Source organism: Roseibium aggregatum (assembly GCF_014692675.1).
Taxonomy (GTDB): Bacteria; Pseudomonadota; Alphaproteobacteria; order Rhizobiales; family Stappiaceae; genus Roseibium; species Roseibium aggregatum_C.
In genome coordinates this window covers 20962-36338 of record NZ_JABFCZ010000031.1, presented here as the reverse complement: position 1 = coordinate 36338, position 15377 = coordinate 20962, and the positions used below count along the sequence as shown (strand labels likewise).

Sequence of the window (15377 nt, the reverse complement as noted above, 5' to 3'; positions counted from 1 at the left end):
CACGAATGTCCGCCGAACGCTCCGCTTTCGTCTACGGTCTGACGCTCTGCCTGCTCTGGGCGCTGATCCCCTCCCTGTTCTTCCCCAATCCGCCGCTCGACGTGGTGGAGGGCTTTGCCTGGGGCCGGGAGATGGCGCTCGGCTACACCAAGCATCCGCCGATGCAGGCCTGGCTTCTGGAACTGAGCTTCCGCCTGACCGGAGGCAAGACCTGGGGCGCCTACTGGCTCAGCCAGATCTCCATCGGCCTCGGCTATCTCGCCATCTGGCACCTGGCCCGGCGGATTGGTCTGACATCGAGGCAGGCCTTCTGGGCCATTGTCCTGACCAGCGTCACCTTCTACTTCACCCTGCCCGCGTCGGAGTTCAACCCGAACATCCTGCAGATCCCGGTCTGGGCGGGCATGATCCTGTTCTTTCACAAGGCGCTGGAGAAGGGCCGGCTTACCGACTGGGTGATCCTGGGCCTTCTGGCGGCCTTCGGCCTCTACACAAAATATTTCGTCGCCCTCTTGATCGGCGCCATCGGCCTTTATGCGCTGGTGTTTCCCTCCGCCCGCCGCCACGTGATGACGCCCGGTCCCTGGCTCGCCGCCGCCGTCTGCCTGCTCGCCTTCGCCCCGCATCTGGCCTGGCTGGTCAAGACCGACTTCATCACCTTCAAATATGCCGCAAGCCGCAGCATAGGGGCGACCGGCTGGACCGATCATCTCTACAACCCGGTCAACTTCCTGGTCGCGCAGATCGCCAATCACGCCGGCCTGTTCCTGGTCGTGATTGCCGGTTTCAGCCTGGCCAGCCTGAAAAAGATCAGGCCGGGAATACCGGCTCCGGATCTGGAAAACCGGTCCGACACCCTCTTCCTGCTCTGGTTTGCCTTCCTGCCGCTCGGCGTCGTGCTGCTGGCATCGGCCGTGACCGGAAACGAGTTCAAGCAGATGTGGGGCACGCCCATGTTCGTCCTCTCGGGCATCCTCGCAGTCGGCACGTTCCGGGTTCCCGCGGGTTGGAGTTCCCCGAAACGCGCCTTCGTGACGGCGGCCCTCGTTCAGGCGATTTTCTTGAGTATCATCACCGGCCAGGCCCTGCTGGAGCCCCAGTGGAAGAAAAAGCTGTCGCGGATCCACTATCCGGGCCGCCAGACCGCTCTGTTCCTGTCCGACGAATGGCAGAAGGAAACGGGGACGCCCCTCGCCTATGTGGCAGGCGACATGTGGCCGGCCGCCCACCTGACCCTGTTCGCCCCGAGCCGCCCGTCCATGTTCCTCGATCATGATCCGGCCTTAAGCCCGTGGATCGATATGAAGGACGTCCAGAAAAAGGGCGTATTGCTGGTCTGGACCGGCGATGACGCGGAGGTGCCGGCCATGTTCAAACGCCTCTATCCCTCGGCCACCCGGCAAGGCTCCAAAAGCTTCCCGGCCCAGGCTTCGGGCGTGATGCGGCCGGTCACCCTCAACTGGATCATCGTGCCGCCGGGCAAGGTCGCAGACGCCGGATCTGAATAAATTCCGTCTTCAGCCGAACCCGTCATAGCGAACAGCAAAAAACCAATTTAACGTGGCGCCCATGGTGAACATGCAAGACATAGACGCGGTGGAAGACTGGCTGATCGAGCAGGCGCTCGGGTCCGCGTTGGTCCCCGACATGTTCGGCGAAATGTGCCGGCGTTTGCGCGACTGTCAGGTGCCGGTGGACCGGGCCATGCTTGCCTGGGCGACCCTTCATCCGCTCATCCGGTCTGAGATCGCCTTCTGGCAGGCCGGCGAGGCGGTGCGCCACGAACGGATCGAGCACAGCGAAACCGACGGCGAGGCCTGGTTGGCGAGCCCGATGCGCGCGCTTCTGGACAGCGCAGAACCGATGCTCAGGCGGCGCCTCGATCAGGCGAATGCGGAACATAACTATCCGCTCTGCCAGGAACTGGCCGAGGCCGGCTACACCGATTATCTTGTCCTCAAGATTCATTTCGACATGCCCGCCATCGCGGACATGGAAGGCAAGACCGGCATTATCGTCAGCTGGGCGACGCGGACACCGGGCGGTTTTCCCGACGACGCGCTCCATGCCATCCATTACATCCAGAAGCGCCTGGCGCTTGCAGCCCGGGCCAATCTGGAAGCCCAGATCACCAAGACGATTGCCGAAACCTATCTGGGCGCCTGGGCAGGATCCAAGGTGCTCAGCGGCCAGATCCGCCACGGCGATGGCGAAACGATCAAGGCTGTGATCTTTTATTGCGACATGCGCAATTCCACATCGATTGCCGAGGATCTCGGGCCGGACCGGTATCTGAAATTCCTCAATACCTACTTCGATGTCACCGCCGGCGCGGTCCTGAAGGAAGGCGGCGAAGTTCTCGATTTCATCGGCGATGCGGTGCTGGGCGTCTTTCCGATCAGCGACATGGGCCTGGAGGAGGCCGCCCGCCGGGCCATAGCGGCTGCCGACGAAGTCCGGAGCCGGCTGAAAGAACTCAATCGCAAAGGCGAAGAAAAGCATCCGTTAAAGGTCGGCATGGCCCTCTCCGTCGGCGACGTGATGTTCGGCAACATCGGCGTTTCCACGAGGCTGACCTTCTCCGTGATAGGCCAGACCGTTCATGCCGCCGCCCGGATCGAGGCCCTGACCAAGGCGGTCGGCGTCGAGACCCTGATGACCAGGGACATTGCCGACCTCGTGCCGGACCGGCAGGAGCCGGCCGGCTCGTTCGAGCTGACCGGCTTTGCCTCCAAACGCCCCCTTTTCTCTCTGAAACCCGCCAGTTAAACACCTCATCTTCCGGGCCGGACGCATCCCCTGGCAACGCCTGCCCGATCCAACCGCAATTCCAGTTCAGGACCTTCCATGACCGACCTTCGCCCGACCGTTCCTGCCCACCTTCCCCACCATGACCAGAAAGGCTCGGAAGCTGCTGAAAACACACCGGTGGTTCTTCTCCATGGCTTCGGCAGCGACAAGGCGACCTGGCTGAACATCCAGACCGCGCTTGCACCGGCCCGCCGCTCGATCGCCTTCGATCTGCCCGGCCACGGCGACGCCCTGGACTGGCCGCGGATCGGCAACGCCGGCGTCGCCGCCAAGGCGATCAGCCAGTCGCTGGATGCGCTGGAGCTGGAGAAGGTCCATCTGGTCGGCCATTCCATGGGCGGCGCCATCGCGGCCCTGGTTGCCTTGCGCGCGCCGGAGCGGATCGCAAGCCTGACCCTGCTGGCGCCCGGCGGCTTCGGCCCGGAAATCAATCACAAGCTCCTGCGCCGCTATGCGGCCGCAACGAACCCGGACGAAATGGAAATGCTGATGGAGCAGTTTTTCGGCTGGGAATTCAAACTGCCGCGCCTGCTTGCCCGCACCAGCGCGGAATCCCGCGCCCGGCCGGGCGCGGCGGCCACCCTTCAGGCCATCGCCGACGAGATCATCGACGGCACCACCCAGAAGACCCTGCCCCGCGCCGAACTCGCCGCCCTGCCCATGCCGATCAAGGTGGTCTGGGGCACCCAGGACCGGGTGCTTCCAACCCGGCAGGCGCACAAGCTCCCCGGGATCGTCGCCACCCATATCTTCGAGCGGGTCGGCCATATGCCCCATCTGGAAATTCCGCAGGAAGTCACCCGGCTGATCCTGCAGAACACCGCGTGCGTCTGATTCGCGCGCAGAAATCGGCGGCCCACCGGAAAGATCGAAGATGATCGGTGGCGAACTTTCCTGCGGATAAATGAGGGATTTTCTGACCGTTTGACAAAATCTTTGTTCCGGCCGCCGCCTCCAGATTGTCCTTGCCCAAAAAAGCGCCCCTAATAAGCCGGTTAACAAACGGTAAAGATCCGGGGGGCTAGAGGGGGCACTTCGTGCGACCCGGACGAAGGAGCCAGAATGACATCCACTTCTTTGGGGACGACCGAACAACTCAAGGATCCCAACTATACGCCGCCTTTGGCGAAGGCGATTCCGCTGGGGATCCAGCATGTGCTCGCCATGTTCGTCAGCAACGTGACGCCGGCCATCATCGTTGCCGGCGCCGCCGGTTTCGGATTCGGGTCCAATTCTCCCAACTTCCCGGACCTGATCTACATGATCCAGATGTCCATGCTGTTTGCCGGGATCGCGACCCTGTTCCAGACGATCGGCTTCGGCCCGGTCGGCGCGCGCCTGCCCGTTGTCCAGGGCACCAGCTTCGCCTTCATTCCGATCATGATTCCCCTGGTCGCAGGCAAGGGTGTGGAAGCCATGGCGGTACTGATGGGCGGCGTCATGATCGGCGGCCTGTTCCACACCTGCCTGGCGCCCATCGTCGGCAAGATCCGCTTCGCCCTGCCGCCGCTGGTCACCGGTCTGGTCGTCACCATGATCGGGCTGGCGCTGGTCAAGGTCGGCATCCAGTATGCCGCCGGCGGCGTTCCCGCGATCGGGAAGCCGGAATACGGCAGTCTGCAGAGCTGGTCCGTGGCGCTGGTGGTGATTGTCGTCACCCTCGGCTTCAAGTTCTTCGCCAAGGGCATGCTGTCCGTATCGGCAATCCTGATAGGCCTGATCGTCGGCTATATCGTCGCCTTCGCCATGGGCATGGTGAACTTCGCCAATGTGGGCCGTGCGGCGCCCTTTGCCCTTCCCGACCCGTTCCACTTCGGCTTCGAGTTCTCCGTGGCCGCGGTCATCGGCTTCTGTCTGATGGCGATCATTTCCGCAATTGAAACGGTCGGCGATGTTTCCGGCATCACCAAGGGCGGCGCGGGGCGCAAGGCGACCAACCGGGAAATCACGGGCGCGACCTATGCGGACGGTCTCGGCACGGCGGTTGCCGGCGTCTTCGGCGCCCTGCCCAACACGTCCTTCAGCCAGAACGTCGGCCTGATCGCCATCACCGGCGTCATGAGCCGGCATGTTGTGACCATCGGCGCGCTGTTCCTGATCCTGGCAGGTTTCATTCCCAAAGTCGGCGCGGCGATCTCCACCGTGCCGATCCAGGTGCTCGGCGGCGGCGTGATCGTCATGTTCGGCATGGTGGTCGCAGCCGGTGTCTCCATGCTGTCCGACGTCAACTGGACCCGGCGCAACATGGTGATCTTCGCGGTATCGCTGTCCATCGGCCTCGGCCTGCAGCTGGAGCCCGGCGCCCTGCAGCATCTGCCGGACACCGCCAAGGTGCTTTTGACCTCCGGCCTGCTGCCGGCGGCCTTCCTGGCGATCGTTCTCAATCTGGTCCTGCCGGAAGACCTGACGGACGAGCAGACGGATGAAATCGCCGGTGGCCATGCCGGCCATGCCGGAGAATAACCGGTCGTAAAAAGAGAACGCCCGCGCAGTGCGCGGGCGTTTTTCATGCCGGAACGGTCATCTGTTCTCAGGCATCCGGCAGCAGGTCGTCGCGCCACATTTCGCCGATCGTCCGGCGCGCCATCATGTGCGACCGCGGCGAGTTGATGCTGTCGACTGCGATCAGCTGTCCGTCTTTCAGATAAGCCACGTAGAACTTGTTGGCGTCCTGAGAGCCGACGACCTTGGTGTCGTCATAGCCGTCCGACAGACCCGCGATCTGCAGCTTGATGTCATACTGATCGGACCAGAACCACGGCAGCGGATCATAGTCGACATCCTCCTCGCCCAGCAGCGCCTGCGCCACAGCCTTCGCCTGGTCGATGGCATTCTGCACGCTTTCCATGCGCACCGACCGGCCATAGCGGTTGGAAAAAAACCGGGTGCAGTCGCCGGCCGCATAGATCGCTTCGTCACTGGTCTGCCCGCAGCCATCGACGATGATCCCGTTGTCGACCTCAAGACCGGCTTCCGCGGCCAGGCCTTCGTTCGGCTCCGCACCGACGGCCACCAGAACCAGATCGGCCGGCAGGACATCCCCACCCGCAATCCGGACCCCGGAAACGTTGCCCTCGCCGACGAAGGCCTCAACGCCCGTATTCAGGCGCAGATCGACGCCCTTTGCGCGATGCAATTTTGTGAAATATTCGGACACGACCGGCGAAACCACGCGTTTCATCGGCCGGTCCAGCGCCTCGACCACGGTTACCGCCTTGCCGAGCGACTTCGCGACCGCGGCGACCTCCAGGCCGATATAGCCGGCGCCGACGATGACAAGATTGCGTTTGCCTTCGAGCTTTGAGCGGATCGCATCCACATCCGCGATGGTGCGCAGGGACATCACCCCGTCCAGTTCGGCGCCTGCCAGCGGGACGGACCGGGCTTTGGTCCCCGTGGTCAGGATCAGTTTGTCGTAACCGAGCGTATCGCCATTTTGAAGCTCGATACGCTTGGCGGCGCGGTCGATCGACAAGACCCTGGTATCCGGGATCAGGTCGATATTCTGTGTCGTGTAGAATGCAGGCGGACGCAGCCACAGGCCTTCCGGGCCGATCTCTCCCAACAGGAATTTCTTGGAAAGCGGGGGACGCTGGTAGGGGGCGTAAGGTTCATCGCCAATCAGCCGGATCGGCCCTTGATAGCCGCCCTGGCGCAACGACTGCGCCACCTGTGCCCCGGCCTGCCCCGCACCAACTATGACGATCGTTTCCTGCATCCCGTTCCGCCTCTTGTTCAATCTTTATGCGTTTACGACCTAGCACGGCTTTCCCGCCTTCGCCAGACAGACACAACGCCGCGTCACAATTGCAGAAAATGCGTTGATTGAAACTCCGGAATTCACCGGACCCCTCAAGTCTTTGCCTATAGGCCGGCGAGCAATCGATTGCGCTTCCACGCCCGACCGTCTATCAAGTCACTCCCGCTCAGTTTCTCCAATCGACCGGATTTCTCTTGAAACGGATCCTCATCCTCGTCGCTCCCGGCGTCTTCGTGCTCTTGTGGTCGACCGGCTTCATCGGCTCCAAAATGGGCTCGCCTTACGCGGATCCGATGGTGTTTCTCAGCATCCGCTTTGCGGCCGTCCTGCCCCTGATCGGAGGCATTGCGGCCCTCATGGGCGCGCGCTGGCCGGACAGGGCCCGGGCGATCGGCCACTGCATCGTCACCGGCATGCTCGTGCACGGGGTCTATCTCGGCGGCGTTTTCTGGGCGATCCACAACGGTATGCCCGCCGGCGCGAGCGCGATTGTCGTCGGGCTGCAGCCGGTGCTGACCGCGCTTGCCGCGGCGCCCCTGCTCCACGAGAGGATCCTGCCAAAACACTGGGGCGGGATCGTCATGGGCGGTCTCGGTCTCCTCCTGGTGCTCGGGCCGAAACTGGGTGAAGCCGGATCCGGCATTGACCTGCAGACCATTTCCGCCGCCTTCGCCGCCGTTGTGGCGATCAGCCTCGGCACGGTCTACCAGAAGCGCTTCGTGCCGACCACGGACCTGATGGCGGCGACCTTCTGGCAATATGTCGGCGCCCTTCTCGTCACCGTGCCGTTGTCGTTTACCGAAAGCTGGACCGTGATCTGGTCGGGCGAATTCCTGTTCGCGCTCGGATGGCTGACCCTGGTGCTTTCGATCGGCGCCATTCTTCTCTTGATGTTCCTGATCCGCCAGGGCGCAGTCTCGGAAGTCGCCTCGCTGTTCTACCTCGTGCCGGTCGCGACCACGATCGAGGGCTATTTCCTGTTCGGCGAAACACTGGCCCTGGTCCAGATTTCGGGTATGGCCCTGATCGTCTTTGCCGTCCTCCTGATCCGGCGCAAATCCGCCGGCGCAAGATCCACCCCGGCATCCTGAGCGACGTGAACGTCCTGAGTGTCAGGCGCCATCCGGCAGGTGCCCCCGCGCGATGGCCCGCTGGCGGATGATCGCGGCATTGAGCTCCCCGCCCAGGATGAACACCATGGAACAAATATAGAGAAACACCAGGGCGGTCATGATCCCGGCCAGGCCGCCGTAGGTGGAGACGTAGTTGGCGAAGGTCGCCAGATAGGCCCCGAAGGCGGCACCCGAAACCATCCACATCACCAGCGTGGCGAAAATCCCGGGCAGGAGATCGACGAACCTCCGTTTTCCGACGGGCAACAGCCAGTGAATGCAGATCAGGCCGATGATCAGCAGGGAGCCGGCAACCGAATATCGGGCGATATCGATCGAGACGATGAACGGCTTCACCGCCGGTACCCAGGCCTCAAGCCCCGACAGCACCAGTGGCGCCAGCACCACCAGGAACGTATAGACGATCAGGACGACCGCCCCGAGGATCACGAGCACGAGAGACTGAAGCCGCAGAAGAATGAAATTGCGTGTCTCGCGCTGCCGATAGGCCCGGTTGAGCGCGGCGCGCATGGCCTCGATGCCGTTGGAGGCGAACCAGAGCGCGGCGACGGCACCGAAGGTCAGCAGATCGCCGCGCGGCACGGTCAGCACCCGGTGGATTTCGCGCACGATCGGTTCGGCCGCCCGCTGCGGCCAGGCTTCGAAAACCAGATCGGAGGCCCGTGTCGCCGCATTCTCCAGGCCGAAGAAGCCGGCAAGCGCTGCAATGAAAATCAGGAGCGGAAACACCGCCAGCAGGGCCGACAGGGCCACATGGCTTGCCATGGCGAACCCGTCGTCGCGATTGAAATGGCCGATGACGTCTTTGAGGACCTGATAAGTTGCGCTGGCCTGACTTTTCCAATTCATAATTCTGATGTGCCCTTACCGGGGACAAAGGTCAACAAAGGGACCCTTCTCACCGAAAGCCTATGCACCGAAAGGCGGAGAAATATCGGCTCGACAAATGGCCTGCTGCAACGCAACATAGCTGCGAATTTGAGACACAATAAGCAACGAATGAAAACGGAGTGGCGTAAATGTCGACTGCAACCGTGCCGACGCCCGAGCCAGAAGCCAATTTTTCCGGAATGACAGCCGCCGCTGTCTCCAGCCTCGACCGGCTGCTCGACAGGGCCGCGCGCCAGGTCCGGGCAAAGGTCTCCGACGACGGCCGGATCTCGTCGTCGGCCATGGAACGCGAGCAGCGCGCGACCCACGGGCTTGCCTGGCTCGCAACTTACGTGGAGTCCCTGCGCCAGCTCGACGCCTATGCAAGACGCTTGTCCGAACAGTCGCAATACGGCGAATTGGAAGACCTGATCGTCCGGCTCGGTTTCTCCGAGTATCTGGCGCAGATCTTCGGCGGCATTCCGATGAACCAGGGCGAGATCGTCCGCCTGACGGACCTCGGCCTGACGATGGAAGATATCGCCGATATCCGCACAGTTGAGATCGACCGGCTGATCGCGGCCGGCAGCTCGCCGGAAATCCGTCACCGGATTGCGGAACTGATCCGCCACCAGGCCGGCAAGTCGACCTTCGGCGAGACCGGACTCGACGAGACCTACGAGCAGATCCGCAACGAAATGCGCCGGTTTGCAGAGGACAACGTCACGCCGCATGCCCACGAATGGCATCTGAAGAACGACTACATCCCGCTTGAGGTCATCGAGCAGATGTCGGAACTCGGCGTGTTCGGCCTGACCATTCCGGAGGAATACGGCGGACTGGGCCTCGGCAAGGAATCCATGTGTGTCGTCTCCGAGGAACTGTCGCGCGCCTATATCGGCGTCGGTTCGCTCGGAACCCGCTCCGAAATCGCCGCCGAGCTGATCCTGTGCGGCGGCACGGAAGAACAGAAACAGAAGTGGCTGCCGAAGATTGCGTCGGGCGAAATCCTGCCCACCGCCGTCTTTACCGAACCCAATACCGGTTCCGACCTCGCCTCCCTGAAGACCCGGGCCGTCAAGGACGGCGACGTCTGGAAGGTCTCCGGCAACAAGACCTGGATCACGCACCCGGTCCGCGCCGATGTCATGACCCTTCTGGCGCGCACCAATCCGGACGAGCCGGGCTACAAGGGCCTGTCCATGTTCCTGGCCGAAAAGCCGCGCGGAACCGACGAGGATCCGTTCCCGGCCAAGGGTATGAGCGGCGGCGAGATCGAGGTGCTCGGCTATCGCGGCATGAAGGAATACGAGATCGCCTTCGACGGCTTCGAGGTCAAGGCGGAAAACCTGCTCGGCGGCGAGGAGGGCCAGGGCTTCAAGCAGCTGATGCAGACCTTCGAAGGTGCGCGCATCCAGACCGCCGCCCGCGCCCTCGGCGTCGCGCAATGCGCGCTCGATCTCGGCCTGCGCTACGCGGAAGAACGCATCCAGTTCGGCAAGCCGCTGATCGATTTCCCGCGGGTCTCCGACAAGCTGGCCATGATCACCGTGGAACTGATGATCGCCCGTCAGCTCACCTATTTCTCCGCCTGGGAGAAGGATTCCGGACGCCGTTGCGATCTGGAGGCGGGCATGGCCAAGCTTCTCGGCGCCCGCGTCGCCTGGGCGGCTGCCGACAACGCCCTGCAGATCCACGGCGGCAACGGCTTCGCACTGGAGTATGCCATCTCCCGCGTCCTGTGCGACGCGCGCATTCTCAACATCTTCGAGGGGGCCGCCGAAATCCAGGCCCAGGTCATCGCCCGGCGCATCCTCGATACCCGTGCGGTGAACTAGATCATTTCTTTCCATAGTCACCCCGGTCAAGCGACAGCGCGAACCGGGGCCGGAGAGCCAATAGCCTGACGAATGGTGCAGTACGGGTCTGACAAAGACCTTGGCTCGCCGATCCCGGATCTCCGCCTACGCTTCGTCCGGGATGACAAAATTAAATCTTTTAGCCAAACAAAAAGGCGCGGCATTCGTTTGCCGCGCCTTTGATGTTTTCCAACGGTCCCCAACCGCTATTTCACCGTGATCGTGATCCGCTCCGACATCACCGGCGGATTGTGGGGAATGTGGCTCCAGTCGCCCAGGACAAGCTGCAGGGTGTGCGTGCCGGACGGCAGGTCGACGCTTGTTTCCGTCTGGCCGCCGCCGAAGTGGCGGTGCTGGTCGTCGGACGGGATCGGCTCGTTGAGCGCCTCGCCCTCCAGGGTGGCGTCTATGAGGAGATGATGATGGCCGGTGTTCTTCTTGTCCTCGACACCGGCCGGGGCGACGCCCATGCCGGACAGGCCGAACTGGATCGTCACCTGATTGGTGACCGTGTCGCCGTCCTTCAGATTGATGAAATAGACCTTGGCTCCCTCCGGTGCGGGCGTTTCACCTGCCTGTACCGCAACCGGCGCCAGAAACGCGACGAGCGCGGCGGCCGCAAACAAATTTCCAAATTTGATCATAATCCCCTCCTGAAACCCTCTTACAAGAAACAGCCCCTGACCCACGGCATCTTACCCAACGGGAGCCGGCATCCTCGCATGATTGCGGATGGGAGGAAACGGTTGAAGATATGCCGCACCAATCCTATTTTAGGGTCATGATCCCCAACGATTGGACAGCTTCATGACGTCGCCGTTTGACGATCTCAACTTCGATCCCGAAATCCTCGGGCCGGAAGAAGAGCAGCGCCGGACTGTCCGAGAAAAACTGGCTCAAACCATGCGCAAGGCCGCAAGGCAAATCCCCTTCATGGATGAAGTCCTTGCCACCTATTATTGCGCGCTCGACCCGGCGACACCGGGAAAGGTGCGAACGACGGCCATTGCCGCGCTGGCCTATTTCGTGCTGCCGCTGGACGGGATTCCGGATTTTCTGCTCGGCATCGGCTTCGGCGACGACGCAGCCGTTCTCATGGCGTCGATCGCCCTGATCCGGAGCCATATCCGCGACGAACACCGAGATGCCGCGCGCAAGGCCCTGGAAGACGACGAAATCTAGCTGTCCGTCTTCATCTCCGGACGTTCCGGCTTTTCCGAACGCCACTGGCCGGAGCTTCGCCCGGCAATCAGCCAGTAGACCAGACCGCCCAGAAATCCGGCGGCAAGCGCAACCGATGTTCCCGGCCGCGGGCCCGTTGCCATCGTCTCATCGCCGAGCGTCCACAGCCCGAGCGCGATCAGGCCGGCTGCCGCAAGATGATAGATGATCCCCCGCCAGGCGAGCCCCTCTGCCAGGACAATGGCCACGGCAGCAGGGACGAATGCCAGGCTACCCAGAACGCTCGCGGTCACGAGCCCGGTCCCCAGCATCGCCGCAAAGGCGACCGGGTCCTGATCCGGTCCGGCGGCCTGGAACAGGCCCCAGGAAAGGAAGAGACCTGCCGCCAGAACGCCTGCAATGAAACCACAGACAATCCGGAGGATCTGCCAGACCAGTTTGCCGCTGTGAACCATGATTGGCTTTCCTCTTTTCCGGTGCGCCGACACGACCGCCGTCCGGATGCCACATCTAAAGAGCAAGACTGTGAAATTCAAACGCCTTCACCGGTAAAAATCCGGCACCGCGCATTGTGTCGTCACATCGACCATGAAGTGTGCCGAAACAAGGAAACAATCGACCCCGACCTACGCTGAATCACTGATTCCGGTTGACATTTTCCCCGTTTCGCCGGATTTTCTGGGACTGCCTTGTCCGGCACCCGATGACTGTTCAACCTCGGCGCTTGCGTGCGGGGGTATCGGTGCACCATCCCGGAAGGCAGTGTATTCGAGCTTGAAACTGCAACGTTAGAGGAGTTAGCGACCATTCGCCGTCCGTTCCGCGCCCCGCCCCCGACCAAGGAAGGCCCGCGCACCAACCAAGAAATTCGCGTTCGCGAAGTTCAGCTGATCGATCATGAAGGCTCCAACCGGGGCATTATTCCGACCGAAGAGGCCATGGATATCGCCATGGAAGCCGGTCTCGACCTGGTAGAAATTCAGCCGAACGCGCAGCCGCCAGTCTGCAAGATCCTGGACTATGGCCGCTACAAATATCAGGCGCAGAAAAAAGCTGCCGAAACCCGCAAGAAGCAGAAGACCGTCGAGATCAAGGAGATCAAGATGCGTCCGAACATCGACACCCACGACTACGAGGTGAAGATGAAAAACATGCTGCGGTTCTTCAACGACGGCGACAAGGTCAAGGTGACACTCCGGTTCCGGGGCCGTGAAATGGCCCACCAGGATCTCGGCATGAAGCTTCTGAACAAGGTGCGCGACGAAACGGCGGAAATCGCCAAGGTCGAATCCCATCCCAAGCTGGAAGGCCGGCAGATGGTGATGGTGCTCGCACCGATCAAATAAGCGGATAACCCGCCGCGGACGTTTTGTCCGCTTGAAACACAAACCCCGCCATTCGGCGGGGTTTTTTGTTTATCGACAACACCGTGCCTCTCCATCGTCATCCCGGCCGGAGCGTCAGCGGAGAGCCGGGACCTACTCGTTTCCAGAGCCTCCGTTCTTCTGATCGGCGCTGCGGCAAGTGGATCTGCGAGTAGGCCCCGGCTCAAGGCCGGGGTGACGGTTGTGTGTGGAGCACGGCCGTGCCTGACACCGCTTGCAGCTATCCGATCGCCGCCCAGCCGTCGGTTTTTTCCGAGGCGAACAGCGCGTCGAGGATGGCCATGTTCTGGACGGCGTCTTCGGGGCCGTAGGGGAGCTTGATGTCTCCCAGGATCGAGCGGCCGAAGGTATCGACGAGTTCGGCATACTGATCGCTCGGCGCGATCGTCTCGGAGATCACCGCCCCGTCACCGAGGATGGAGCCGTCATCGAGACGAATGACCGTCTCCTGCTGCTGAGGGGCATTGAACGGGATCACGATTTCCAGGCGCTTCTTCGTGCCGTACAGGTTCACCCGCTGATAGGGAACCATCTGGGTCGACACGGTGAAATCGAGCCGGCGCCCCTCGCCGAAATCCAGGATGCCGCTGGAAAGACGGTCGGTCTTCATGACCGGATCCCGATCGATCATGGACAGGGCCCGACTGGGCTCGGCCTCGAAGAAATAGCGCGCCGCCACCATCGGGTAGCAGCCGATATCCAGAAGGGCGCCGCCGCCGATATCGGCCATGTTGCGGATATTGCCCGGATCGGCGTTGTAGTAGCTGAAAAACGACTGGATCGCGCGAAGCTCGCCCAGTTCGCCGGAACGGACGATCTCCCGTGCCCGGATCCACTGCGGATGGGCCCGCACCATGAAGCCCTCGGCCACCAGCCGGTCCTTCGGCAGGGTCAGAAGCTGGCGTGCTTCTTCCGCGTTGAGCGCAACCGGCTTCTCGCACAGGACATGCTTTCCGGCTTCGACTGCCTGGATCGTCAACGGCACATGCAGGTGGTTCGGCAGGGGATTGTAGATCGCGTCGATGTCCGGGTCGGCGAGCAGTTCCTCGTAGCTGCCGTAGGCTTTCGGAATGCCGAGATCCGCAGCCGCTGCCTTTGCCCGCTCCAGACCCCGCGAGGCAATCGCGACAGTGGTTCCGGTTTGCGAGCGCCCGATGGCCGGGATGAATTTCTCCACGCCGATCCTGGCCGTCGACAGGATCCCCCACCGGATGGTTTTCGTTTGTCCCGCCATTTTCCGCCTCCTTGCAACCGGTTTTGAGGAACGCCCCTCAGATCGTTGCGACAGTCATGGCAAGTCCCCGCCGGGGTGGCAAGGCCCAAGAGGGCAAATCAGTACTTGTCCGGCACGTAAAGCCGCTCGGGCAGCACCTTGCGCTCATAGTCCGGATTGAACACCCGGTCGGGAAGCGTGATCGGGTCGTGGGGAATTTCCTCGTAAGGCAGCATGGACAGCAGATGGCTGATGCAGTTCAGCCGCGCCTGCTTCTTGTCGTTGCCCTCCACGATGAACCAGGGGGCTTCGGGAATATTGGTCCGCTCGAAGGTTTCTTCCTTCGCCTTGGTGTAATCCTCCCAGCGCACGCGGGATTCCAGGTCCATGGGGCTCAGCTTCCACTGTTTCAGCGGATCGTGGATACGCATCAGGAAGCGCAGCTGCTGCTCCTGGTCGGTGATCGAGAACCAGTACTTGATCAGACGGATGCCGGAGCGCACCAGCATGCGCTCGAACTCCGATACGTCGTTGAAGAATTCCTCGACCTGAGGCTCGCTCGCAAAGCCCATGACCCGTTCCACGCCGGACCGGTTGTACCAGGACCGGTCGAACAGAACGATTTCGCCGGCGGCGGGAAGATGGGGAACATAACGCTGGAAATACCACTGGGTCTTTTCCCGTTCCGTCGGCGCGGGCAGCGCCACGACCCGGCAGACCCGGGGATTGAGCCGCTGCGTGATCCGCTTGATCACCCCGCCCTTGCCGGCCGCATCGCGGCCTTCGAAGATGACGACCAGCTTTTCGCCCGTATGCTGGACCCAGTCCTGCATTTTCACCAGTTCGGCCTGCAGCCTTAGAAGTTCGTGAAAATAGGTGTTCCGGTCGATCGCGGACTTGTGCTTCAGCTCCGAAATGTAGGCGAGATCCTTGGCGATCAGCAGATCGTCGATCTCCATTTCCAGCTCTTCGTCCAGGCTGTCCTGCCATTCCGCCTCGACCCAGCTCTTGGCACTGTCGTCTCCCATCGCAATTCCCTTCGCTCCTGACCGGTATCATCACAATCCTAGTGTCAACCGCGTCTGTGTGTAGCTTTTTTGACAGATCCGGCACCGGGCGAGAGTGCTACATTCAAGGTCACCAGATTTAAGTTGAAAATGAATG

14 protein-coding genes are annotated in these 15377 nt (G+C 62.1%); 8 read left to right on the top strand and 6 right to left on the bottom strand.

What is annotated here, in order from left to right; genetic code table 11:
* Positions 1-5 precede the first annotated feature (5 nt).
* The 4 genes from HK439_RS23060 (at position 6) to HK439_RS23045 (ending at position 5274) form a co-directional block, all read left to right on the top strand.
* Positions 6-1508, top strand: coding sequence for a glycosyltransferase family 39 protein (locus HK439_RS23060; protein WP_190293844.1), 1503 nt, complete (start codon positions 6-8; stop codon positions 1506-1508).
* A gap of 61 nt (positions 1509-1569) precedes the next feature.
* Positions 1570-2769 (top strand): adenylate/guanylate cyclase domain-containing protein, encoded by a 1200-nt coding sequence (locus tag HK439_RS23055; RefSeq protein ID WP_190293843.1) that lies wholly within the window; start codon positions 1570-1572, stop codon positions 2767-2769.
* Between the two features lie 78 nt (positions 2770-2847).
* A complete protein-coding gene (locus HK439_RS23050; RefSeq protein ID WP_190293842.1) occupies positions 2848-3645 on the top strand; it encodes an alpha/beta fold hydrolase in 798 nt (265 codons plus the stop codon).
* Positions 3646-3873: 228 nt separating this feature from the next.
* The gene (locus tag HK439_RS23045) at positions 3874-5274 is read left to right on the top strand and encodes a uracil-xanthine permease family protein (RefSeq protein ID WP_190293841.1); all 1401 of its coding nucleotides are present in this window, start codon (positions 3874-3876) and stop codon (positions 5272-5274) included.
* Between the two features lie 67 nt (positions 5275-5341).
* Here the strand turns inward: HK439_RS23045 and HK439_RS23040 are convergent, their stop codons facing one another.
* Positions 5342-6529: an NAD(P)/FAD-dependent oxidoreductase gene (locus HK439_RS23040; RefSeq protein WP_190293840.1), complete on the bottom strand. Its 1188-nt coding sequence runs from the start codon at positions 6527-6529 to the stop codon at positions 5342-5344.
* A 236-nt stretch (positions 6530-6765) separates the two neighbouring features.
* Between HK439_RS23040 and HK439_RS23035 the strand changes: the two genes are divergently transcribed.
* Positions 6766-7662 (top strand): DMT family transporter, encoded by an 897-nt coding sequence (locus HK439_RS23035; RefSeq protein ID WP_209012019.1) that lies wholly within the window; start codon positions 6766-6768, stop codon positions 7660-7662.
* 21 nt (positions 7663-7683) lie between these two features.
* Here the strand turns inward: HK439_RS23035 and HK439_RS23030 are convergent, their stop codons facing one another.
* Entirely contained in the window at positions 7684-8553 is an 870-nt protein-coding gene (locus HK439_RS23030; RefSeq protein ID WP_190293839.1) for a YihY/virulence factor BrkB family protein, read from the bottom strand.
* Between the two features lie 170 nt (positions 8554-8723).
* On the opposite strand from HK439_RS23030, the gene HK439_RS23025 reads away from it, so the two are divergent.
* Complete coding sequence (locus HK439_RS23025) at positions 8724-10412, top strand: acyl-CoA dehydrogenase family protein (protein WP_190293838.1); 1689 nt, start codon at positions 8724-8726, stop codon at positions 10410-10412.
* A gap of 227 nt (positions 10413-10639) precedes the next feature.
* Here the strand turns inward: HK439_RS23025 and HK439_RS23020 are convergent, their stop codons facing one another.
* Positions 10640-11077, bottom strand: coding sequence for a DUF4399 domain-containing protein (locus HK439_RS23020; protein WP_190293837.1), 438 nt, complete (start codon positions 11075-11077; stop codon positions 10640-10642).
* Between the two features lie 163 nt (positions 11078-11240).
* Between HK439_RS23020 and HK439_RS23015 the strand changes: the two genes are divergently transcribed.
* Positions 11241-11615 carry a YkvA family protein gene (locus tag HK439_RS23015; protein ID WP_190293836.1) on the top strand — a complete coding sequence of 125 codons (375 nt, stop codon included), beginning with the start codon at positions 11241-11243 and terminating at the stop codon, positions 11613-11615.
* Here HK439_RS23015 and HK439_RS23010 read toward each other — a convergent pair.
* Positions 11612-12070: a translation initiation factor IF-3 gene (locus tag HK439_RS23010; RefSeq protein ID WP_190293835.1), complete on the bottom strand. Its 459-nt coding sequence runs from the start codon at positions 12068-12070 to the stop codon at positions 11612-11614. The two genes, HK439_RS23015 and HK439_RS23010, sit on opposite strands and share 4 nt — an antisense overlap.
* Positions 12071-12421: 351 nt before the next feature.
* Here HK439_RS23010 and infC point away from each other — a divergent pair, with 351 nt between their 5' ends.
* A complete protein-coding gene (infC, locus tag HK439_RS23005) occupies positions 12422-12961 on the top strand; it encodes a translation initiation factor IF-3 (RefSeq protein ID WP_190293865.1) in 540 nt (179 codons plus the stop codon).
* Between the two features lie 259 nt (positions 12962-13220).
* Here the strand turns inward: infC and HK439_RS23000 are convergent, their stop codons facing one another.
* Together HK439_RS23000 and ppk2 are read right to left on the bottom strand one after the other, a co-directional pair.
* A complete protein-coding gene (locus tag HK439_RS23000; protein WP_190293834.1) occupies positions 13221-14234 on the bottom strand; it encodes a Gfo/Idh/MocA family protein in 1014 nt (337 codons plus the stop codon).
* A gap of 98 nt (positions 14235-14332) precedes the next feature.
* On the bottom strand, positions 14333-15241 hold the full coding sequence (gene ppk2 / locus HK439_RS22995) for a polyphosphate kinase 2 (RefSeq protein WP_190293833.1): 909 nt from the start codon (positions 15239-15241) through the stop codon (positions 14333-14335).
* Between the last annotated feature and the right edge of the window lie 136 nt (positions 15242-15377).